The organism is Mycolicibacterium neoaurum (assembly GCF_036946495.1).
Taxonomy (GTDB): Bacteria; Actinomycetota; Actinomycetes; order Mycobacteriales; family Mycobacteriaceae; genus Mycobacterium; species Mycobacterium neoaurum_B.
This window is the reverse complement of sequence record NZ_JAQIIX010000002.1, coordinates 3527953-3548016: the sequence shown is the minus strand read 5'-3', so window position 1 is coordinate 3548016 and position 20064 is coordinate 3527953. Positions and strand designations below refer to the sequence as shown.

20 protein-coding genes and 1 other RNA gene are annotated in these 20064 nt (G+C 66.4%); 9 read left to right on the top strand and 12 right to left on the bottom strand.

Features of this window, described 5'->3' with window-relative positions:
* Nucleotides 1–26 precede the first annotated feature (26 nt).
* Entirely contained in the window at nucleotides 27–239 is a 213-nt protein-coding gene (locus PGN27_RS22435) for a hypothetical protein (RefSeq protein WP_335328086.1), read from the top strand.
* On the opposite strand, the gene PGN27_RS22430 is transcribed toward PGN27_RS22435, so the two are convergent.
* The 9 genes from PGN27_RS22430 to prfB form a co-directional block, all read right to left on the bottom strand.
* The gene (locus PGN27_RS22430) at nucleotides 208–1128 is read right to left on the bottom strand and encodes an alpha/beta fold hydrolase (RefSeq protein ID WP_335328085.1); all 921 of its coding nucleotides are present in this window, start codon (nucleotides 1126–1128) and stop codon (nucleotides 208–210) included. The genes PGN27_RS22435 and PGN27_RS22430 overlap by 32 nt on opposite strands.
* 242 nt (nucleotides 1129–1370) lie before the next feature.
* Nucleotides 1371–1739, bottom strand: a transfer-messenger RNA (tmRNA) gene (gene ssrA, locus PGN27_RS22425).
* A gap of 65 nt (nucleotides 1740–1804) precedes the next feature.
* A complete protein-coding gene (locus PGN27_RS22420) occupies nucleotides 1805–4072 on the bottom strand; it encodes a putative bifunctional diguanylate cyclase/phosphodiesterase (protein WP_335328084.1) in 2268 nt (755 codons plus the stop codon).
* 115 nt (nucleotides 4073–4187) lie between these two features.
* A complete protein-coding gene (gene smpB / locus PGN27_RS22415; protein WP_030135923.1) occupies nucleotides 4188–4691 on the bottom strand; it encodes an SsrA-binding protein SmpB in 504 nt (167 codons plus the stop codon).
* Between the two features lie 3 nt (nucleotides 4692–4694).
* Nucleotides 4695–5588 (bottom strand): permease-like cell division protein FtsX, encoded by an 894-nt coding sequence (ftsX, locus tag PGN27_RS22410; RefSeq protein ID WP_030135924.1) that lies wholly within the window; start codon nucleotides 5586–5588, stop codon nucleotides 4695–4697.
* Nucleotides 5588–6277 carry a cell division ATP-binding protein FtsE gene (ftsE, locus tag PGN27_RS22405; RefSeq protein WP_335328825.1) on the bottom strand — a complete coding sequence of 230 codons (690 nt, stop codon included), beginning with the start codon at nucleotides 6275–6277 and terminating at the stop codon, nucleotides 5588–5590. The genes ftsX and ftsE overlap by 1 nt, the downstream gene beginning before the upstream one ends.
* A gap of 35 nt (nucleotides 6278–6312) precedes the next feature.
* A complete protein-coding gene (locus PGN27_RS22400; protein WP_335328083.1) occupies nucleotides 6313–6831 on the bottom strand; it encodes an Rv3103c family proline-rich protein in 519 nt (172 codons plus the stop codon).
* On the bottom strand, nucleotides 6828–7760 hold the full coding sequence (locus PGN27_RS22395) for a mechanosensitive ion channel family protein (RefSeq protein ID WP_335328082.1): 933 nt from the start codon (nucleotides 7758–7760) through the stop codon (nucleotides 6828–6830). The genes PGN27_RS22400 and PGN27_RS22395 overlap by 4 nt, the downstream gene beginning before the upstream one ends.
* Nucleotides 7747–8865 (bottom strand): peptide chain release factor 2, encoded by a 1119-nt coding sequence (gene prfB / locus PGN27_RS22390; protein WP_335328081.1) that lies wholly within the window; start codon nucleotides 8863–8865, stop codon nucleotides 7747–7749. The genes PGN27_RS22395 and prfB overlap by 14 nt, the downstream gene beginning before the upstream one ends.
* Nucleotides 8866–9007: 142 nt before the next feature.
* Here prfB and PGN27_RS22385 point away from each other — a divergent pair, with 142 nt between their 5' ends.
* On the top strand, nucleotides 9008–10357 hold the full coding sequence (locus PGN27_RS22385; RefSeq protein WP_335328080.1) for an FAD-dependent oxidoreductase: 1350 nt from the start codon (nucleotides 9008–9010) through the stop codon (nucleotides 10355–10357).
* A gap of 175 nt (nucleotides 10358–10532) precedes the next feature.
* Here PGN27_RS22385 and PGN27_RS22380 read toward each other — a convergent pair whose 3' ends face one another.
* Entirely contained in the window at nucleotides 10533–10940 is a 408-nt protein-coding gene (locus tag PGN27_RS22380; protein WP_335328079.1) for a PPOX class F420-dependent oxidoreductase, read from the bottom strand.
* Between the two features lie 8 nt (nucleotides 10941–10948).
* Nucleotides 10949–11368: a hypothetical protein gene (locus PGN27_RS22375; RefSeq protein WP_335328078.1), complete on the bottom strand. Its 420-nt coding sequence runs from the start codon at nucleotides 11366–11368 to the stop codon at nucleotides 10949–10951.
* A gap of 23 nt (nucleotides 11369–11391) precedes the next feature.
* Between PGN27_RS22375 and hisN the strand changes: the two genes are divergently transcribed.
* From hisN to PGN27_RS22355, 4 genes are all read left to right on the top strand, one after another.
* Nucleotides 11392–12171, top strand: coding sequence for a histidinol-phosphatase (hisN, locus tag PGN27_RS22370; protein ID WP_335328077.1), 780 nt, complete (start codon nucleotides 11392–11394; stop codon nucleotides 12169–12171).
* Nucleotides 12172–12251: 80 nt separating this feature from the next.
* Nucleotides 12252–13628 carry an acyl-CoA dehydrogenase family protein gene (locus PGN27_RS22365; RefSeq protein ID WP_335328076.1) on the top strand — a complete coding sequence of 459 codons (1377 nt, stop codon included), beginning with the start codon at nucleotides 12252–12254 and terminating at the stop codon, nucleotides 13626–13628.
* 28 nt (nucleotides 13629–13656) lie between these two features.
* On the top strand, nucleotides 13657–14868 hold the full coding sequence (locus PGN27_RS22360) for an acyl-CoA dehydrogenase family protein (RefSeq protein ID WP_036463034.1): 1212 nt from the start codon (nucleotides 13657–13659) through the stop codon (nucleotides 14866–14868).
* Nucleotides 14869–14935: 67 nt separating this feature from the next.
* Nucleotides 14936–16336 carry an FAD-dependent oxidoreductase gene (locus PGN27_RS22355; RefSeq protein WP_335328075.1) on the top strand — a complete coding sequence of 467 codons (1401 nt, stop codon included), beginning with the start codon at nucleotides 14936–14938 and terminating at the stop codon, nucleotides 16334–16336.
* A 93-nt stretch (nucleotides 16337–16429) separates the two neighbouring features.
* Here the strand turns inward: PGN27_RS22355 and PGN27_RS22350 are convergent, their stop codons facing one another.
* Entirely contained in the window at nucleotides 16430–17404 is a 975-nt protein-coding gene (locus tag PGN27_RS22350; protein ID WP_335328074.1) for an esterase family protein, read from the bottom strand.
* A gap of 234 nt (nucleotides 17405–17638) precedes the next feature.
* On the opposite strand from PGN27_RS22350, the gene PGN27_RS22345 reads away from it, so the two are divergent.
* Genes PGN27_RS22345 through PGN27_RS22335 form a run of 3 tightly spaced genes read left to right on the top strand, consistent with a single transcriptional unit; the run spans nucleotide 17639 to nucleotide 19987 of the window.
* On the top strand, nucleotides 17639–18205 hold the full coding sequence (locus tag PGN27_RS22345) for a TetR/AcrR family transcriptional regulator (protein WP_335328073.1): 567 nt from the start codon (nucleotides 17639–17641) through the stop codon (nucleotides 18203–18205).
* Between the two features lie 36 nt (nucleotides 18206–18241).
* On the top strand, nucleotides 18242–19405 hold the full coding sequence (locus PGN27_RS22340; RefSeq protein ID WP_335328072.1) for an acyl-CoA dehydrogenase family protein: 1164 nt from the start codon (nucleotides 18242–18244) through the stop codon (nucleotides 19403–19405).
* 18 nt (nucleotides 19406–19423) lie between these two features.
* Entirely contained in the window at nucleotides 19424–19987 is a 564-nt protein-coding gene (locus PGN27_RS22335) for a flavodoxin family protein (RefSeq protein ID WP_335328071.1), read from the top strand.
* Nucleotides 19988–20064: the final 77 nt, after the last annotated feature.

Below are 20064 nucleotides of genomic sequence, written 5' to 3'. Positions count from 1 at the left end.
GCGCCTGCCGCTGTTGCACTGGGCGGGTGTGGACACTGGCGCTGGTCGTGGTGGTCGCCGTCGCGGCCGCGGCGGGCGGGTACGCCGTCGGCAGGCGGAGCCGGACGCGCACCCGCCGGGTGTTCGCGGTCGGCTTCCTCTGCGGCTCGGTGGTGGGCGCTCCGGTGCGGCGTCGGCTGATGCGCCTGGTCTTCGGGCGCCGTCCGGTCAGACCGCTGATTGCTGCGCAGCGCCGATGAAGTCGACGCCGGCATTGATCGCCGCGCGGTGCCGCAGAATCCGGTAGTGCGCCAGCCGGCCGAGACCGCGTGTGGTGACCAGTTCCGAGTCGGGCCAGTCGTCGATGAGCGCCTTGCTGTAGTGATACGGCGCATCCGGGTCGTCGGGGTCGTGGATGACCAGCAGCGGTGTCGGGGCCTTCAGGTTCGACCCGATGACCCCGAGATCGGTGTCAAACAACGGCATCTCGATGCGCTTGCTCAGGCGGCGATGCAATCCGTCTCGGATGCGCGGCCCGAATCCGTGTCGCTCGGCGAACAGGTCCAGATAGAAACCGAAGTCACCCATCGGCGCCAGGAACACCATGCGCTCGATCTCGGTGCCGCGGGCCAACGCCAACGCGGCGGCCTTGGCGCCCAACGAGTGCGCGATCACCGCGCGGGCGGGCCCGTGTGTGCGGACGACGGCGCGGAAGGCCTCGGTGCACTCCACCAGGTGTGTGCGCCCTTCGGCCAGCGAACCGGTCTCGGAGTCGTTGTGCGCGGGCAGGTCGAAGGCGATGACGCGGTGTCCGGCATTGACCAAGGGCTTGACGAAGACGCCGAGGTGGGCGCGGCAACCGCCCCAGCCGTGCACCAGGTACACCGCGGGCCCCTCGCCCCAGGCCTCACCCGCGATGCGGTGCCCGTCCCAGAAAGCCTCGATCGGCTCACTGGGCGGCACCCCGGGCGGCATCCGCAGACTGGCGTCGACCTGCGGCGGGGTGCACCACAGCTCGGTGGCCCACTTGGCGCCGATCGCCGGCGCGAACCGTTCCAGCAGGCCGAGGGCCCGGCGGATGCGCGGTTCGACCGGCGGCTCGATACCCGAACCGACCTGCCCCTCGGACTGCGCGCTGTCGCCGACCATCAACTGTCCCCTCGCCCCATGCCGCCGATCCTAATTGTGGAGGCCCACGCCCTGGCAAACTGTGCGTCATCGAACCGCGCACTGCGCTTATGGCGCCTGCCAAACCGCCTGCGCCGAAAACGCCGACGCCGTTGCGCGAATCTGAACTAGATCGCGGCCACGGCGTGATTTGTCGGCATCTTCTTCAGATTGGACGTCCGGCGAGCACGAAAAAGGCCCGGACCTCGCGGTCCGGGCCTTTCTTGTGGAGCTGCCGGGAATTGAACCCGGGTCCTACGGCATTCCCTCAAGACTTCTCCGTGCGCAGTTCGCTATGTCTCTACTCGGATCTCCCGGTCACGCGAACAAGCCGAGATGACGATCCCAGTCGCTGTTTGATGTCCCCACGGGTCCCGCGACCGAACCCGTGGGTGGGTCCCTCTAGCTGATGCCAGGGTCCGGGCCGAGGGCGCTCCCGGTCTGACAGACACACCGTCGCTTAGGCAGCGAGGGCGTAGTCGCGCTGATTGGAATCGGCGCTTAATTGGTTGCAACGACGCTTACGGTGGTCTCTTGCCTGCACCGGCACGCTTCCCTTGATTCGATGCGCGAAGTCGAAACCGTTCAGCCCCTCGCACCCCCGCCGAGGTTCGGCAGGACTTTCCATACTAACGGCTATTACAACCGAGGCCAGCCATTAAATAGTCCGCACGGCATGGCGCTGCATCTCGGCCAGTTCGGTCATCGGCATCGGACGCCCGAACAGGTATCCCTGGCCGAACCGTCCGCCGGCGCGGCAGACCATATCGGCCTGTTCGTCGGTCTCGATACCCTCGGCGATCACCTCGAAGCCGAGCTCGCCACACAGGTTGATCACCGAGCGGTACAACGTCAGGTCACGCCCGGCGTCCATGTCCGAGGCCAATGTCCGATCCAACTTCACGATGTCCACCGGCAGGCAGTGCAGGTAGAGCAGCGAGTTGAAGCCCGACCCGAAATCGTCGAGGGCTACCTTCACGCCGAACTCCCCGAACCGGGTGATCTGCGTCGCGGCCTTGTCCAGGTCGACGATCGGTTCGGTCTCGGTGATCTCCAGGATCAACCGGCCGCGCGGGATCTCGTGGCGCTGCAGCACCTCGCGGACCACCTGGTCGAAGCCGGGCGTGCCCAGCCGGGCGCCACCGATGTTGACGTGGATGTCCAGGTCGATCCCGGCCGCGCGCGCCTCACCGCAGGCCATGTCGAGCACCAACGCATCGAGTTCGGCACCCATGCCCGCCGCCTCGGCGTCGGCGACGAATGTCTCCGGCGAGATCTCGACACCATTGCCCGCCGTCCAGCGGGCCAGCGCCTCCACGGCCACCAGCTCCCCGCCGGGTAGGGCCACCACCGGCTGGTAGACCAACCGGAAACCCCGCGGAGGCGCACCGAGCGCTTCACGCAGCATCGTCGGGAAGTCGACCACCGCCCCGGCGAGCGGGTTGTAGACCACGGCGGTGTTCTTGCCCATTCTTTTGCCGGCATACATGGCGACATCGGCCTGGCGCAGCAGGCTGTCCGAGGTCTGGGACAGGCCCTCGGTATCGGGGCGCACCAGTCCCATGCTGGCCCTCACCCGCACCGAGGATCCGTGCACCGGGAAGGGGTCGCGCAGGGCGAGGCGCAGCCGGTCGGCGGCACCTTCCAACTGGTCGTCGGCATCACCATTGCTCACGATGAGCACCGCGAACTCGTCGCCGCCCACCCTGGCCAGGGTGTCGCGGTCGCCGATCCCGCGCGACAGCCGCTCCCCCACCGCGCGCAGCAACTCGTCGCCGGCGGCGTGGCCGAATCGGTCGTTGACCTCCTTGAAATCGTCGAGGTCGAGGAAGATCAACACGAATTTGCCGCGAGCCATCGCCTCGTCGAGACGCTTGGCGAACAGGGTCCGGTTCGGCAGGCCGGTGAGCGGATCGTGGTGCACCTGGTGGGCCAGCCCGCGCTGCGCCCAGAACAGCCACTGGGTCAGTGAACGCTCGGCGCGCGTCGCGACCACCTGGCGGCTGGCCACCAGCACGACCATGACGATGGTCAGCAACGCCGCGAGCGCGGACACCTCACGATCGATGTAGAGGTGGTAGGCGAACAGCACCGCCACACCCAGAAAGCCCATATAGGGCAGCAGCAGATGCGGCCAGTCCTGGCGGCGCAACACGTCGACATCGCGCGCCGGGGTGGTCGGCAGGAATGCGAACGCCGTGAGCACCGGGCCGATGATCAGTCCGATGCCGACCCAGAGTTCGGCGTCGACGCGATCCACCGACCGCACATAGGCAAGCATGCGGTTGGACACGCCCATCAGCAACAGTCCGCCGGCCAGAAGCATGTAGTTGGTCCGGTTCGGCCGGTCCGCGTCGTAGATCATCGCGATCAGGACGATGACGCCGATGACGCCGATCTCGGCACCGATGAACACGACGTCGAGCACCCGCATGGCCGGGCTGGCGGCCTCGAATCGGGTGCCCAGGTCGCTCATCGCTGCCAGGATGAGGAAGGCGACCGCTGCGATCACCCCGTCGAGCACGTTGGTGACCAGCGATTGCCGCAGCGGGCTGGCCGCAGGCGCCCGAATACCGCCGCTGGATCGCGCCAGCAGGATCACCGAGGTGAAGACCAGCACGGGTAACGCCAGGTAGATCGCGCGGGCCAGCATCGGCGCCCAGTCGGCGACGTGCACCTGCCACAGCGTCTGGCCGAGCACCCAGGTGAACAGTGCGCAGACGAACGACACCCGCCACCAGCGTTCGAGACCGCGTTCCCGGGCCGCCGTGACGATTCCGACGATCATGGCACCGACACCGACACTCACCTGCAGGATCAACTCGATCCGATCGGCAACCGCGGCACCGAACGGCGCGCAGGCATTGAGGGCCGCGAGGATGACGACGCCACCAAGGACGAGGGCACACAGACGCGAGCGTCGCACCGTCACCCGTCCTCCCGTGCGTCTTAACGCGTGGGCGAACTATATCCCTGTATTGCCCGCGAACCGGGTAAATACGGCCACGCCGAGAACACCGCGCCTCAAATGGGGGTGGGCGTCAGCGCATTCCCTTGGCACGGCGACCGAGCTCGCGGACCACCTCACGCTGGGCATCGCGCTTTGCCAGGTCCTGGCGCTTGTCGCGCGCCTCTTTACCGCGGGCCAGTGCCAGTTCGACCTTCACCTTGCCGTCGACGAAATACAGCGACAAAGGAACCAGGGTCAGGTTCCCGTCGCGGATCTTGCCGACCAGCGTGTCGATCTGACGGCGGTGCAGCAGCAGCTTGCGGTTGCGCCGCGGTGCGTGGTTGGTCCAACTGCCGTGGTGATACTCGGCGATGTGCAGGTTGCGCAACCAGATCTCACCATCGTCGACGGTGGCGAACGCATCGACCAGGGAGGCCTGGCCCTCGCGCAGGCTCTTGACCTCGGTGCCGACCAGCACGACGCCGGCCTCGAAAGTCTCCAGGATCGAATAGTTATGCCGGGCCTTGCGATTGGTCGCAATGACGAAGTTGTTCGCCTTCTCGGCTTTGTCCGGTTTCTTGCTCTTGGTAGCCATCTTCTATCTTCGTACGTAGAGGCGCAGCGTCACGTACGCAGTGAGCCCGGCCATCGCCACACCCACGAACAGCAGGATCGGCGAGATATAAAGTATGTCGGCGAAGTCCAGCGGCGCAATCAAATTAGCCTGGGTGAACTGCGACAGCGCCTTCTCCAGGAACAGCGACCGCACCGTCAGCAGGCCGAGCAGTGCCAGCACCACACCGATGAACGCGGCCAGCATCGCCTCCACGAGGAACGGCAGCTGGGTGTACCAGCGGGTCGCACCGACCAGGCGCATGATGCCGATCTCGGTGCGGCGGGTGTACGCCGCGACCTGAACCATGTTGGCGATCAACAGGATCGCACCGATCGCCTGCACCAGCGCCACCGCGAAAGCCGCGCTGGACATGCCGTCGAGCAGCGCGAACAGCCGGTCGATCAGATCCTTCTGGTTCAGCACGTTGAGTACACCGGGCTGACCTTGCATCGCGGTGTCGAAATCGAGGTGCTGTTCCGGGTTTTCCAGCTTCACGATGAACGAGGCCGGGAACGCATCCTTGCTGGCCACATCCTTGAACGCCGGGATCTTCTTGATCGCGTCCTCATAGGCGTCGGCCTGGTTCAGGTAGCGCACCGAGCGGACGTCGTCGCGGGCGTCGATCTGGGCCCGCAGCGCCTTGCACGGATCCTGGTCACACGTCGGGTCGTTGGCCGAGACGTCGTTGGTGAGGAAGACCTGGCTCTCGACGCGGTCCAGGTAGATGTCACGAGACTGGTCGGCGACACGCATCACAAGTAGACCCCCACCGAACAGGCCGATGGAAATGGCCGTGGTGAGGATCATGGCCACCGTCATGGTGACGTTGCGGCGAAGTCCGGTCCAGACCTCGTTGACCAAAAAGCCGAAGCGCACTAGCGATCCATTCCGTAGACACCGCGCTGTTCGTCGCGGATGAGCCGGCCCAGTTCCAGTTCGATGACGCGCTGACGCATCGAGTCCACGATGTGGTGATCGTGCGTGGCCATCAGAACGGTGGTGCCGGTGCGATTGATCCGCTCAAGCAGATCCATGATGTCCTTGCTGGTTTCCGGGTCCAGGTTGCCGGTCGGCTCGTCGGCGATCAGCAGCAGGGGTCGGTTGACAAACGCCCTGGCGATCGCGACGCGCTGCTGTTCGCCGCCGGAGAGTTCGTGCGGCAGCCGAGCGGCCTTACCGGACAGGCCGACCATCTCCAGCACGTCGGGTACCACCCGGTTGATCACGTCACCGCGCTTGCCGATCACCTCCAGCGCGAAGGCCACGTTCTCGAAGACCGTCTTCTGCTGCAGCAGCCGGAAGTCCTGGAAGACGCAACCGATCACCTGTCGCAGCTGCGGGATGTGCCGGTCGGCGAGCTTGTTGACGTGGAACTTGGAAACCCGGATATCGCCTTTGGTCGGGTGCTCGGCGCCAAGCAACAGGCGCATGAACGTCGACTTGCCCGAGCCGGACGGCCCGATCAGGAAGACGAACTCACCCTTGTCGATCTTGAGCGAGACGTCATCCAGCGCCGGGCGGGCAGAGGATTTGTACTGCTTGCTCACTTTGTCGAGGGTGATCATCACGGCACGCCAGTGTAGCGGGATCTCGACGTGTGTCAGTTCGCGCTGGGTGCGGGCGGTGGCGGTGTCGCCGCGGGCGCGGGTGCCGGACCGGGCAGCACCGGCAACGTGATCGGCGGCAACAGGCCACCCGGACCGTCCGGATCGATCACCGTCGTGGTCGGTCGCTCCTCGGGGGTCGGCTCACCGCTCGAGGTGGCCGGATCATCGGGTCCAGGGGTGCCCGACGTCGTCGCCGTGGGTGACGTCGTGGTGGTCGTGGGCTCCGGCGACTCGGTAGTCGTCGGCGTCGTGGTGGTCGGGTAGGTCGTCCGCGGCTGTTCGTAGACCTGCGTACGTGGCACCCAGGTGTACTCCGGGTCGGGAACGAACCCCGGCGGCACGGTCTGGGTGATCGGGGGCGGCTCCGGCGGCGGCTGATAGGTCTCGTAGAGCCATGCGGTGAAGAAGAACGCGACGATCAATCCCACCGTCGAGGTGCGCATCCGCCCGCCGAACATGTAGTTCGGCCAGCGCTTGTTGTCGTCGCCGGTGGACCGGGTTACCAGTTTCACTGACTGCGGACCTCCGAGTTCGCGGCCAGCGGGGTGGACTCGGGCTTGGACACGATCCCCGCGCGAGCCAACGCCGCGATGACCAGCAAGCGCAACTGCCTGCCCACCTCGAACTGCTTACCGGGCAGGGTGCGCGCCACCATCCGCAGGTTCACGGTGTCCAACTCCAGGCTTTCCACACCCATCAGCTGCGGCCGGTCCAGTAACAACTCGCTCATGTGCGGGTCTTTCATGGCGTTCTCGCAGACCGCGTGCAGCAACTCGTTGACCGAGTTGAGGTCGGCGGTGGTCGGCACCGGAATGTCCACTACGGCGCGCGCCCAGTCCTTGGAAAGGTTGAGCGATTTCATGATCTGACCGTTGGGGATGGTGAACACCTCACCATCGCTGGTGCGCAGCTTGGTCACCCGCAGGGTGACATCCTCCACGGTGCCGGTGGCGTCGTTGGAGGCGCCCAACGTCAGCGTCACCAGGTCACCGAACCCGTACTGCTTCTCGGTGATGATGAAGAAACCCGACAGCAGGTCCTGCACGATGCGCTGCGCCCCGAAACCGAGCGCCGCACCGAGCACCGCAGCGGGGGCCACCAAGGATCCGACCGGGATGGCCAGGATGTCGGTGATCTGCAGCAGCACCACCACACAGATCAGCGCGATGGTCACCCAGGAGATGACCGAAGCGACCGCCTGCCGGTGCTTGGCCGTCTCGGTGCGCACCAGCGCATCGCTCTCCCGGAAGTCGGCGTCGATCCGGCGGGTGATGCGCTGTGCCGCCCAGTTGACGAACCGCGCGATCAGGATGGCGGCGATCACTAACATGACGATGCGTAGACCGCGGGTGATGATCCACTCGCCGATCTCGCCGCGCCAGAAGTCATGCCAGCGGTCGGCCACTGACAGTGCGAGAACCGTGCCGTTAGTCGTCGTCATCTTTCCTATTGCGCCATCGGATACCGGCTTCCAGGAAACCGTCGATATCGCCGTCGAGCACCGCGGCCGGACTCCCGACCTCGTATTCGGTGCGGAGGTCTTTCACCATTTGGTAGGGGTGCAGAACATAGGACCGCATCTGGTTACCCCAGGAGCTGCCGCTGTCACTCTTGAGTGCGTCCATCTCGGCGCGCTCTTCCTGACGCTTGCGTTCCAGCAGCTTGGCCTGCAACACGCGCATGGCCGACACCTTGTTCTGCAGCTGGGACTTCTCATTCTGACAGGTGACGACGATGCCGGTCGGGATGTGGGTCAGCCGGACCGCCGAGTCGGTGGTGTTGACCGACTGCCCGCCGGGGCCACTGGAGCGGTACACATCGACGCGGATATCGCCCTCGGGGATCTCGATGTGGTCGGTGGTCTCGGTGACCGGCAGCACCTCGACCTCGGCGAAGGAAGTCTGCCTGCGGCCCTGGTTGTCGAATGGGCTGATGCGCACCAGCCGGTGGGTGCCCTGCTCGACCGACAGCGTGCCGTAGGCATACGGGGCGTGCACCGCGAAGGTGGCGCTCTTGATCCCGGCCTCCTCGGCGTAGGACGTGTCGAACACCTCGACCGGGTACTTGTGCGCCTCGGCCCACCGGATGTACATCCGCATCAGCATTTCCGCCCAGTCGGCGGCGTCGACGCCACCGGCGCCGGAGCGGATGTTGACCAGCGCCTCGCGCTCGTCGTACTCGCCGGACAGCAGCGTCCGGACCTCCATGGCTTCGATGTCCTCGCGCAGCTTGGCCAGCTCCGCGTCCGCCTCGGCCTTGGCTTCGTCACCCTCCGCTCCGGCTTCGTCCGAGGCCAGTTCGTAGAGCACCGGCAGGTCCTCGACACGTTGACGCAGCTCCTCGACGCGGCGCAGTTCGTTCTGCGCGTGCGACAGCTCGCTGGTCACTTTCTGTGCGTGGGACTGGTCGTTCCATAGGGTGGGGTCGGCGGCCTCTGCTTCGAGTGTGGCGATGCGGGCGCGCAGACCCTCGACATCGAGCACCCGCTCCACGGTCGTCAACGTGGTGTCGAGGGCGGCGATATCGGCAAGACGGTCTGGATCCACGATTGTTGAGGTTACCGGGCGGCTTCTCCCGACTCGGCCCTCGATCGGTGTCGCGCGGCTAGGCTCGGTGGCGCAAACCCCCTCCGGCATCGACGCGACAGCCCCTTGCGCGAGGCCGGTCAGCCTCACGAAAAGGCCATGCATGCGCCCGTACCACGTGGCGATCGTCGGCTCTGGACCGTCCGGGTTCTTTGCCGCTGCATCGCTGTTGAAAGCCGGTCAGGACGACCGCGACTTCCGTGTCGACATGATCGAGATGCTGCCGACCCCGTGGGGGCTGGTTCGCTCCGGTGTCGCGCCGGATCACCCGAAGATCAAGTCGATCAGCGCGCAGTTCGCCAAGACCGCGGAGGATCCGCGGTTCCGCTTCTTCGGCAATATCGGCGTCGGCGAGCACGTTCATGCCGCCGAGCTGGCCGAAAGATATGACGCGGTGATCTACGCCATCGGCGCCCAGTCCGACCGGGTGCTCGGTATCCCCGGTGAGGACTTGCCCGGCAGCGTGTCCGCGGTCGATTTCGTCGGGTGGTACAACGGGCACCCGCATTTCGAGGAGACCGCGCCCGACCTCGACGTCGAGCGCGCGGTGGTCATCGGCAACGGCAACGTGGCACTGGACGTGGCCAGGATCCTGATCAGCGAGCCACAGATCCTGGCCCAGACCGATATCGCCGACCACGCGCTGGACCAGCTGGGAACCAGGGCCGTGCAGGAGGTGATCGTGGTGGGCCGCCGCGGACCGCTGCAGGCGCCGTTCACCACCATGGAACTGCGCGAGCTCGGGCACATGGAGCAGATGGCCGAGGTGGACGTCGTCGTCGAACGCGCCGATTTCGACGGCATCACCGACGAGGATCTCGCCGCCGCCGACAAGACCGTGCGCACCAATATCAAGGTGCTGCGCGAGTACGCAGAACTCCAGCCCGAAGGGGCGCAGCGGCGGGTGGTGTTCCGCTTCGCGACCTCACCGGTGGAGATCCGCGGCACCGACAAGGTGGAGTCGATCGTGCTGGGCCGCAACGAACTGGTCGACGAGGGCGGCCGCGTCGTGGCCAAGGACACCGGCGAGCGCGAGGAGCTGCCGGTGCAGCTGGTGGTGCGCGCCGTCGGCTACCGCGGTGTCGCCGTCGACGGGCTGCCGTTCGACGAACGTTCCGGGACCATCCCGCACGAGAACGGCCGCATCGAAGGCCGCGAGTGCGAGTATGTGGTCGGCTGGATCAAGCGCGGACCGTCCGGGGTGATCGGCTCGAACAAGAAGGATTCCGCCGATACCGTCGAGACGCTGCTGGCCGACCTCAAAGAGCCGCGGTTCGATGAAGGGCACGCCCAGGAGTTGCACGACTGGCTGCTTTCGCGCCAGCCCCGACTGGTCACCGATGCGCACTGGGAGCGCATCGACGCCCACGAGCGCGCCATAGGCGAGGCGCAGCACCGGCCGCGGGTCAAGGTGGCCAATGTCGAGAAGTTGCTGGGCATCGCGCACGGCTGACGCGCGCGGTGTCCGTTGCTGCCTGGGCACCCGAGGGGTACCGGGTGAAACGCCTCGGACGAGACTCTGCTGATGGTTGCGCTCAGCCCTCGACTGGGCCGTGACGACAACCCTGAAGCCAATCTCGCCCAAGGCGTTTTATCGGACTGTCGGGGCTCGGCCGCCGAGCCGCCATTCACTCCCCCGGCGGCGGGGTGATCTTCTCGGCGGCGATGGTGAGGATGAGCCGCGTCTCGTCGGGATTTCCGCTGAAGTAGGGGTAGGGCATGCCGAGGTACTTCTGCGAAATCTCGTGGATGCTCTCGTGTCCGCCCTCGGCCGTCGTGGTCGTGACGCGACCTCTGATGGCGTAGAAGCGCCGGACGTCGTCCGGGTCGGCGACGTTGATGGCGATCCGCGGATCGCGGGCGAGGTTACGGTCCTTCTGCGAGCCGCCGACGATGTTGAGGACGATGTGCTCACCGTCGGTGTGCACCCACGTCTCGGTCAACTGCGGCGCGCCGTCGGGCATCAGCGTGGCCACGAAGCAGGGACTCGGTTTACCCAGCAGGTCGAGCAGACCCTGCGGAAGCTGTTGGGACATGGGCACTCTCAATGGGAGTTCGGGGGTGGCGGCGGCTGGTTCGGCGGCGGTGGCGGTGGGTACTGCGGCGGCGGCGCGTCCATCGGTGCGAAACCCCACTTGTCCGGGTTCTTCGGCGAGTAGACGACATCGATGAGCTGGCCGATGGTCGGCCACTGATCGACGTCGACGACCATCCGCTGGTAGACCACATGTTCGTTCACCGTGGGCCCGTTGATCACCCCGCTGATGGTGACGAACTGCTCGCCGACCTCATCGGGGCGCGGGCTGACACCGGTGACCAGCAGCGTGCCGGGCGCCATGTTCGCGGCACGTCCCCCGCCGAATGCGCCCCCGCCACCACCGGCGGCGGCACGCTTGCGGATCCACGGGCCCGCTATCAGGACCAGGGCACCGATCAACAGCAGGATCATCGCGAATTCGACCACGCCACCATGGTAGGCATGCGGGCATGACCGACGTCGCCGATGATCTCGCCCTCGCCCTCCAACTCGCCGATCAGGCCGACGCCCTGACCATGGACCGATTCGGCGCCCTGGATCTCGCGATCGAGACGAAACCGGATCTGACCCCGGTCACCGATGCCGACAAGGGCGCCGAGGAGACGCTGCGCGCCATTCTGACCGAGGCCCGGCCCCACGATGGCATCTTCGGTGAAGAGTTCGGCGGCGCACCGGTTTCCACGGGGCGGGTGTGGGTTCTGGACCCCATCGACGGGACCAAGAACTTCGTCAGGGGCGTGCCGGTGTGGTGCACCTTGATCGCCCTGATCTCCGACGGCATGCCGGTCGTCGGTGTCATCAGTGCGCCGGCGCTGGGCAGGCGATGGTGGGCCGCAGACGGTCTGGGCGCACACACCTCGTTCGCCGGCAGACAGCGACGCATCCAGGTGTCCGGTGTCAACGAGCTGTCCGCGGCAAGCCTGTCCTACTCGGATCTGACGACAGGTTGGGACGACCGTCGGGAGCGGTTCGTCGCACTGACCGATGAAGTCTGGCGGGTGCGGGCCTATGGCGATTTCTGGTCCTACTGCCTGGTCGCCGAGGGCGCGGTCGATATCGCCTGTGAACCAGAGGTCAAGGTCTGGGACATCGCCCCGCTGGACATCCTGATCCGCGAGGCCGGCGGCACGTTCAGCAGCCTGGACGGTGAGCCGGGACCGCACGGCGGCAGCGCCCTGGCCACCAACGGTCACCTGCACGAGGCGGTGCGCGCCCACCTTTCCGTGTGACGTTCATAACAGCCACGCGCTATCTTACTCTGGAGTAAGATAGCGTCCGACACACGTTGCCCCAACCACGTGAGGCTGTGATGACAAATCTCGAATCCCGTCCCAAGCGCACCGGCCCGGAAAGCGCCGTCGGACTCCAGAAGCACAAGCGCACCGCGACCGATATCGGGATCGCACTGCTCACCCCGCTGGTCGGCCAGGAGTTCCTGGACCGCTACGGCCTGCGCGATCCGCTCAACAAGGGTCTGCGCTACGGCGTGAAGACGGCGTTCTCGGCAGCCGGTGCCGGAGCCCGTCAGTTCAAGCGCATCCAGAACATCGGCGGCTCCCCCACCCGGTTGGCGCCCAAGGAGTCGGATTACTTCGACCTGACCCCCGATGACGACCAGAAGATGATCGTCGAGACGGTGGCCGAATTCGCCGAGGAGATCCTGCGCCCGGCCGCCCACGATGCCGATGCCGCAGCCAACTATCCCCCCGATCTGATCGCCAAGGCGGCCGAGATCGGTGTGACGTCGTTGAGCATCCCGGAGAGCTTCGACGGAATCGCAGAACACCGCAGCACCGTCACCGCGGCGCTGGTCGCCGAGGCCCTGGCCTACGGGGACATGGGACTGGCCCTGCCCATCCTGGCTCCCGCCGGTGTCGCATCCGCCCTCACCCACTGGGGAAGCGCCGATCAACAGGCGACCTATCTTCCCGAGTTCGCCGGCGAGAAGGTGCCTCAGGCGTGCCTGGCGATCGCCGAACCACACGCCCTCTTCGATCCGACGGCACTGAAGACCACCGCGGTGCGTACACCTGGCGGCTACCGGCTGTCCGGGGTGAAGTCGCTGGTTCCCGCCGCTGCCGATGCCGAGCTGTTCATCATCGCGGCGGCGCTGAACGGTAAGCCCGCACTGTTCATCGTCGAGTCCTCCAGCGAGGGGCTCACCGTGGAGGCCGACCCGTCCATGGGTGTCCGGGCCGCGGCCCTGGGCCGTGTCGCGCTCGACGACGTCGCCGTTCCGCTGCACAACCGCCTCGGCGAGGACGGCGCCTCCGACCAGGACTACTCGGAAGCGATCGCATACTCGCGATTGGGTTGGGCCGCACTGGCCGTCGGCACCTCGCACGCGGTGCTCGACTACGTCATCCCCTACATCAAGGAGCGCGAAGCGTTCGGCGAGCCGATCGCCCACCGGCAGGCCGTGGCGTTCATGACCGCCAACATCGCCATCGAGCTCGACGGTCTGCGCCTGATCACCTGGCGCGGTGCCGCACGGGCCGAGCAGGGGCTGACCTTTGCTCGAGAAGCGGCCCTGGCCAAGAGGATTGCCACCGACAAGGGCATGCAGATCGGCCTGGATGGCGTGCAGCTGCTCGGTGGCCACGGTTACACCAAGGAACACCCGGTCGAACGCTGGTACCGCGATTTGCGGGCACTCGGCGTCGCCGAGGGTGTCGTCGTCCTGTAGTAGCCGGTTTCTCTAGAAAGGTCTTGTCATGGCAATCAATCTGGAAATGCCGCGCAAACTGCGGGCAGTCATCGAAAAGGGTCATCAGGGTGCGGCCGAGATGCTGCGTCCCATCTCCCGCAAGTACGACCTCGCCGAGCACGCCTACCCGGTGGAGCTCGACACACTGGCCACCTTGTTCGAGGGCATCTCGGCGGCCAAGACCATCTCCTTTGCCGGCGCGGACGGTGTCGGTGGTGGTGATGTCGACGGCAAGTCGAATATCAACGGCGCCAACATGTCCGCGTTGGTGAACGCACTCGAGGTCTCTTGGGGCGACGTCGCACTGCTGCTGTCGATCCCCTATCAGGGACTGGGCAATGCCGCGATCTCCAGTGTGGCGACCAAGGAGCAGCTCGAGCGGCTCGGCAAGGTGTGGGCGGCGATGGCGATCACCGAACCGGGCTTCGGATCCGACTCGGCGGCGGTGACGACCACCGCGGTGCTCGACGGTGACGAGTATGTGATCAACGGCGAGAAGATCTACGTCACGGCCGGATCGAGGGCCAGCCACATCGTGGTGTGGGCAACGGTCGACAAGTCACTGGGCCGCGCCGCGATCAAGTCGTTCATCGTTCCCCGCGAACATCCCGGCGTCACCGTCGAACGGCTGGAGCACAAGCTCGGCATCAAGGCCTCCGACACCGCGGCGATCCGCTTCGAGAATGCCCGGATCCCCAAGGAGAACCTGCTGGGCGATCCGGAAGTCAAGGTGGACAAGGGTTTCGGCGGGGTCATGGAGACCTTCGACAACACCCGGCCGATCGTGGCGGCGATGGCTGTCGGTGTGGCGCGCGCCGCGCTGGAGGAGCTGCGGGTCATCCTCACCGAGGCGGGCATCGAGATCTCCTACGACAAGCCCGCACACGCCCAAAGCGCCCCGGCCGCCGAGTTCCTGCGTATGGAGGCCGAGTGGGAGTCCGGCTACCTGCTGACCGTGCGGTCGGCATGGCAGGCCGACAACAAGATCCCGAACTCGAAAGAGGCCTCCATGGGCAAGGCCAAGGCCGCCCGGGTCGGCAGCGATATCACCTTGAAGGCTGTCGAGATGGCCGGCACGGTCGGTTACTCCGAACAGTCGCTGCTGGAGAAGTGGGCTCGCGACTCGAAGATCCTCGACATCTTCGAGGGAACCCAGCAGATCCAGCAACTGGTGGTGGCCCGCCGGTTGCTCGGGTTGTCGTCCGCCGAATTGAAGTAGTCCGTCGGGCAAATATGAGTAGCGCACTACTCTAAGTGGCGGCCTCCGGGTCCCGCAGACTTCGAGTATGGCGATCGTGGGCGAGCGGGCGGTGGTGCTGGGAGGGAGCATCGCCGGCCTGCTCGCCGCACGGGTCCTCGCCGACCACTACCGCAGCGTCACCATCGTCGAACGCGATGACCTGACCGATAACCCGGACGCCCGCCGCGGGGTATCGCACTATCGCTACGGGCGGGTGCTTCCACCCGCTGCCACCGTGCTCCTTGCCCAGCTGTTTCCGGGCTTCGAGGATGATCTCGCCGCCGAGGGCGTCCCCGCGTTGCGCGGTGACACGCTCACCCGGTTACACATCCATGTCGGTGGGCACCGGCTGGCTCGAGACCGCGATGTCCACCGGCCCGATGCGGCGACGATGCACTTCCCCAGTTCCGGGTTGGTCGAGCGCACCATCCGCCGGCGCGTCCAGGCCATGGGAAATGTGACGATCCTCGACGATCGCCTTGCCGTCGGACTGGCCGGCACCGCCGATGGGTCCGGCATAACCGGTGTCGAGGTGGCGCACGGAGGGATGACGTCGGTGTTGGACGCCGATCTCGTGGTCGATGCCACCGGCCGGGCGTCGCGCACGCCCCTGCTACTCGAGCGAATGGGCTACAGCCGGCCGCCCGAGGACTACGTCGTCGTCAAACTGGCCTACGCCAGCCAGCGCCTGCAGATGCCCGAAGGCACCCTGCCCGAGCAGCTGGTGGCGTATCTGCCGGAACCCGAACGATCATCGATGTGGTCACTGGTCGGCCATGAGAAGAACCTCTGGACGCTCACGGTCGGCTCGATGGCGGGCCACCCACCGCCGGCGAATCGCCCGGAGATGCTCGCCGTCGGTGACGGTCTGATACCCGATCGAATTCTGGCCGCGGTGCGCGCCGCGACACCTGTCGGCGAAACCGCGCATTTCCGGGTGCCGTCGAACCGATGGCGTCGCTACGACAAGCTCAAGCGCCTCCCGCGGGGCCTGCTGGTGATCGGCGACGCGATCTGCAGTGTCAACCCGGTGTATGGCCAGGGGCTGACCTTGTCGGCCATCGAGGCGACCATCCTTCGGGATTGCCTGCGCTATGGCGACGCCGATCTGGGCCGACGGTTCTTCCGCGCGTGCACCCCGCGGCTGCGGAGCGCGTGGCGTATCGCGGTCGGTTCGGACCTCGCGCTGCCGGAGGTTGAAGGGCACCGCCGGCTCTGGGTGCGGGTGGCGCAGCCCTGCCTGGCCGCGGTTACGGCAGCCGCCGAAACCGACCCGCACGTCGCCGTGGACCTGATCAAGGTGACCGGACTGCTGGATTCACCCACCCAACTCATGCGGCCGGCGTTCGTGCGCCGAGTCGTACGCGCCAACCAAACTCGGCGCGGGTCGCGATCTGAGGGGAATCGCGACCCGCGCCGCACTCAACTCGTCCCGCAAGGGACATAGACCGGGGGTACCGGGGGGAACCCCCTGGGGGGAAAAGAAAATCCCCCCGAGGCCATGCGGCCTCGGGGGGATTTTCGCTTCTCAGTACCTAGATCAGGCGGCGCCGAGCACGCGCTGCAGATCGGGCTTCATGGCCTGCAGCTCCCGGCCCCAGTACGCCCAGTTGTGGGTGCCGTTGTCCGGGAAGTTGAACACACCGTTGGAACCGCCCGCGGCCAGGTAGTTGTCGCGGAAGGTGATGTTGGTACGGATGGTCAGATCCTCGAGGAAGGTTGCAGGCAGGTCGCCGCCACCGAGCTCGTTGGGCTTGCCGTTGCCGCAGTAGACCCAGAGGCGGGTGTTGTTGGCCACCAGGGTCGGGATGTTGACCATCGGGTCGTTGCGCTTCCAACCGCTGTTGGGATCCTGGGTCTTGCCCCACATGTCGTCGGCCTTGAAGCCACCGGCGTCACCCATCGCGATGTTGATCAGGAACGGCCACCAGCCCTCGGAGGGGTTCAGGAAGCCCGACATCGAACCGGCGTAGATGAACTGCTGGGGGTGCCAGGTCGCCAGGTTCAGCGCGGCCGAGCCGGCCATCGACAGACCGATCGCGGCGCTGCCCGTGGGCTTGACGGCCTTATTGGCCTGCAGGTAGGCCGGGAGTTCCTGGGTCAGGAAGGTCTCCCACTTATAGGTGACGGTCGGACCCTTGTTACGGGCCGGCGCGTACCAGTCGGCGTAGAAGCTGGACTGGCCGCCGACGGGCATGATGACCGACAGGCCGGAGTCCAGGAACCATTCGAAGGCCTGGGTGTTGATGTCCCAGCCGCTGAAGTCCTCCTGCGCACGCAGGCCGTCCAGCAGGTACACCGCAGGAGCATTCTCGCCACCGCTCTGGAACTGGATCTTGATGTCGCGGCCCATTCCGGCCGACGGCACCATCAGGTACTCGACCGGCAGTCCGGGGCGGGAGAAGGCACCGGCGGTGGCCGTCTCACCCGCTACAGCGATCGCGCCAGGCACGACCAGCGCGGCCGCGGCTGCGGCCCCGATCCGGCGCATCCACCGGCCAACAACGTTCTGCATGTATTTCTTCCCAACTCTAATTGTTCACGGTCCCGCCCGACCCTCGGTGCTGTGTGCCCAACACCCAGAGATACCGCAGTGCTCCCTTGCACTGCGGTATCCGTGTCCGCTCGCATTGACTCCGATTGGATTGCGGAGCGGACCGAGAATTCAGTTGTCGCGAGTTGCAGTAAAACATGCAGCCAGCACGTACAGAAAGTCAGGTGTTCGGCGCGCCGCCGTAGGCTGCCGGTCATGACGACCGCTCCGAAGCCGTCCGGCAACCGCCTGACCACGGATGACTGGCTCCAGGCCGGCTACACGATCCTCGCTGAGGACGGTCTCAAATCTCTTAAAATCGATGCGCTGTGTCGGCGCCTCGGCGTGACCAAGGGCAGCTTCTATTGGCACTTCCACGACATGGCGGGCTACCGGGCCGCGCTCATCGAGTCGTGGGGCGATCTGCGGGATGACGATCGGAGCCGGATCGAGGCCGTCGACGAGCTGCCTGCGCGGGACCGGCTGGTCCAGATGATGGCGTCCATGGTCAGCCCGCGGCACTGGACGCTGGAGCGGGCCATGCGCGAGTGGGCCCGCACCGACGAGGCCGTCGCCGACAGCGTGCGTGCCGCCGACCGACGCATCCTGGCCGCGGTGCGCAGGGCATTCGAGGACCTGGGGTTCGACGCCGAGGATGCGGATTTGCGTGCCAACGCCACCTTCGCAGCCGGTATCGGCTTCCTGCACCTGTTGGGGCACGCTCCCGACAGCCGATTGTCCGAACAAAGCGAGCGTTTCCTCGATCTGATGGTGGCCCACTGATCAAGTCCGTACTAAAAGGTATGGTACGTTTCGGGCATGACGACGATCGAGGCACGTGGCGTGATCACCGACGAGTTCGTGGCGGCCTTGGCCGATCGCGCAGAAGAAGCCGAGACCCTGCGCCGGCTGCCCGATGCCACGGTGGCCGACCTGACCGCGACGGGGTTCACCGATTTGCTGGTCCCGGCGACCTATGGCGGTCGGCAGGCGCCGTTCCCCGCCCTGCTCGATCCGGTGCGCCGGATGGCCCACGGGTGTACCTCCAGCGCGTGGACCATCGGCTTCCTGACCCTGCACAACTGGATGCTCGCGCTGTTCGGCGAGCAGGCCCAGCAGGAGGCGTTCGCCGACCGCCCGTTCCTGGCCCCGGCCCCGCTCGCGCCGACCGGCCGGGGCGTTCCCGTCGACGGCGGCATCCGGCTGACCGGACGTTGGTCCTGGGCCACCGGCGTGATGCACGCCAATTGGATCATCGTGTGCGCGCTGTGCGGGCCGGATGACGGCCTGTTCCCCGCGCTGGCGTTGCTTCCGTCCGGCGATATGACCGTCGAGGACGTCTGGCACACCGACGGCATGCGGGCGACGGGCTCCAACGATGCCGTGATCACCGATGTGTTCGTGCCCGAGCACCGACTGGTGCGGGTCACCGACATCTATGCCGGCACCGCCCCCGGCGCGGGACTGCACGCCAGCGCTACCTATCGCTGGCCGATGGTGCCTGCCTTGGCTCTGCTGTCGGCCATGCCTGCCCTCGGCAGCGCCGAACGCGTGACCGAGGCCTACTCCGAGCGCCTGGCCGAACGCGTGCTGGCCTATGAGGGCGTCATGCAGAAGGACAAACCGATCGCGCAGGCCCGACTGGCGGGCGCACAGGTGCGTCTGCGCGCCCTGCACGGACTGCTCGCCGACACCGTCGGCGAGATCGAGACGATCGTGGCGGCGGGTGACAGCGTCGACAAGTCGGTGCGCGCCCAGGCACGGTTGGCCGCGGCGCACATCGTTGCGGAGTCCAAGGCCGTCATCGCCGATCTGATGGGCGCAGGCGGCGCGAGCATCCATTTCCTGTCCAGCCCCATGCAGCGCTTCAAGCGCGATGTGGACGTGCTGTCCGGCCACGTCGTCTTCGATTACGACACCGCGCGGGAGCTGGCCGGGGCCCTGAGCCTCGGTATGAAGATCCCCCGCACCTCGATGATCTAGGGAGCGGTGGTGTCCGGCATGGATACCCTCTGGATCGAGGGCAGCCCGAAGGGCGATGATGCACTGTCCTCTCAGCTTGCCGAAGCATTCCTGGAAGGCACTCGTTACCAACGCTTCTCGGTGTGGAATGACGATCTGCTGAGATTCGGCCATGACGCGGCGGTGGCCAAGTTCGCTCCCCTGTTCGGCGAAAGCGTCACCGCGCGACAGCAGGACATCTGGCAGCAGGTGCTCGACGAGATCGACGCCGAAGGGCGCCATGTCGGCACCCTCGGCGACGGGAAGCCGGTGCAGCTCATCCTGACCCGTAGCAGCGCCTATGACGGCCGACATCCCGAGCTGAACGATTTCCAGCGACCGTATCTCGAGTATGTCTTCGGCATGCTCGGCTACCGGGTTCAGACACTCGTGATCGAGCCCACCACCCGCTGGACACCCGATGAGCGGGCACAGATGCGCGCCGAGGCAATCGAATTGGCCCGCCGGGCAGGGGCGGCGACTTCGCGACGGTCCGAGGCATCGTCGGCGTTGTCCGAATCGTCGGGACTCGGCGACCACCGTCCCGCCGGACACCACCACTGACCAGTATCGATCGTCGCAAATCTGAACCTCTCACCCTCGGCACGTAGCATTGCCGCGACCCTCCGACACTTGGCGGA

Excerpts from the sequence above, each read along its gene's own strand:
- PGN27_RS22430 (WP_335328085.1), bottom strand. The coding sequence starts at position 1,128 with ATGGTCGGCGACAGCGCGCAGTCCGAGGGGCAGGTCGGTTCGGGTATC.
- smpB (WP_030135923.1), bottom strand. The coding sequence starts at position 4,691 with ATGGCTACCAAGAGCAAGAAACCGGACAAAGCCGAGAAGGCGAACAAC.
- ftsE (WP_335328825.1), bottom strand. The coding sequence starts at position 6,277 with ATGATCACCCTCGACAAAGTGAGCAAGCAGTACAAATCCTCTGCCCGC.
- PGN27_RS22395 (WP_335328082.1), bottom strand. The coding sequence starts at position 7,760 with ATGACGACGACTAACGGCACGGTTCTCGCACTGTCAGTGGCCGACCGC.
- PGN27_RS22385 (WP_335328080.1), top strand. The coding sequence starts at position 9,008 with ATGCGCCCGTACCACGTGGCGATCGTCGGCTCTGGACCGTCCGGGTTC.
- PGN27_RS22380 (WP_335328079.1), bottom strand. The coding sequence starts at position 10,940 with ATGTCCCAACAGCTTCCGCAGGGTCTGCTCGACCTGCTGGGTAAACCG.
- hisN (WP_335328077.1), top strand. The coding sequence starts at position 11,392 with ATGACCGACGTCGCCGATGATCTCGCCCTCGCCCTCCAACTCGCCGAT.
- PGN27_RS22365 (WP_335328076.1), top strand. The coding sequence starts at position 12,252 with ATGACAAATCTCGAATCCCGTCCCAAGCGCACCGGCCCGGAAAGCGCC.
- PGN27_RS22360 (WP_036463034.1), top strand. The coding sequence starts at position 13,657 with ATGGCAATCAATCTGGAAATGCCGCGCAAACTGCGGGCAGTCATCGAA.
- PGN27_RS22355 (WP_335328075.1), top strand. The coding sequence starts at position 14,936 with ATGGCGATCGTGGGCGAGCGGGCGGTGGTGCTGGGAGGGAGCATCGCC.
- PGN27_RS22350 (WP_335328074.1), bottom strand. The coding sequence starts at position 17,404 with ATGCAGAACGTTGTTGGCCGGTGGATGCGCCGGATCGGGGCCGCAGCC.
- PGN27_RS22345 (WP_335328073.1), top strand. The coding sequence starts at position 17,639 with ATGACGACCGCTCCGAAGCCGTCCGGCAACCGCCTGACCACGGATGAC.
- PGN27_RS22340 (WP_335328072.1), top strand. The coding sequence starts at position 18,242 with ATGACGACGATCGAGGCACGTGGCGTGATCACCGACGAGTTCGTGGCG.
- PGN27_RS22335 (WP_335328071.1), top strand. The coding sequence starts at position 19,424 with ATGGATACCCTCTGGATCGAGGGCAGCCCGAAGGGCGATGATGCACTG.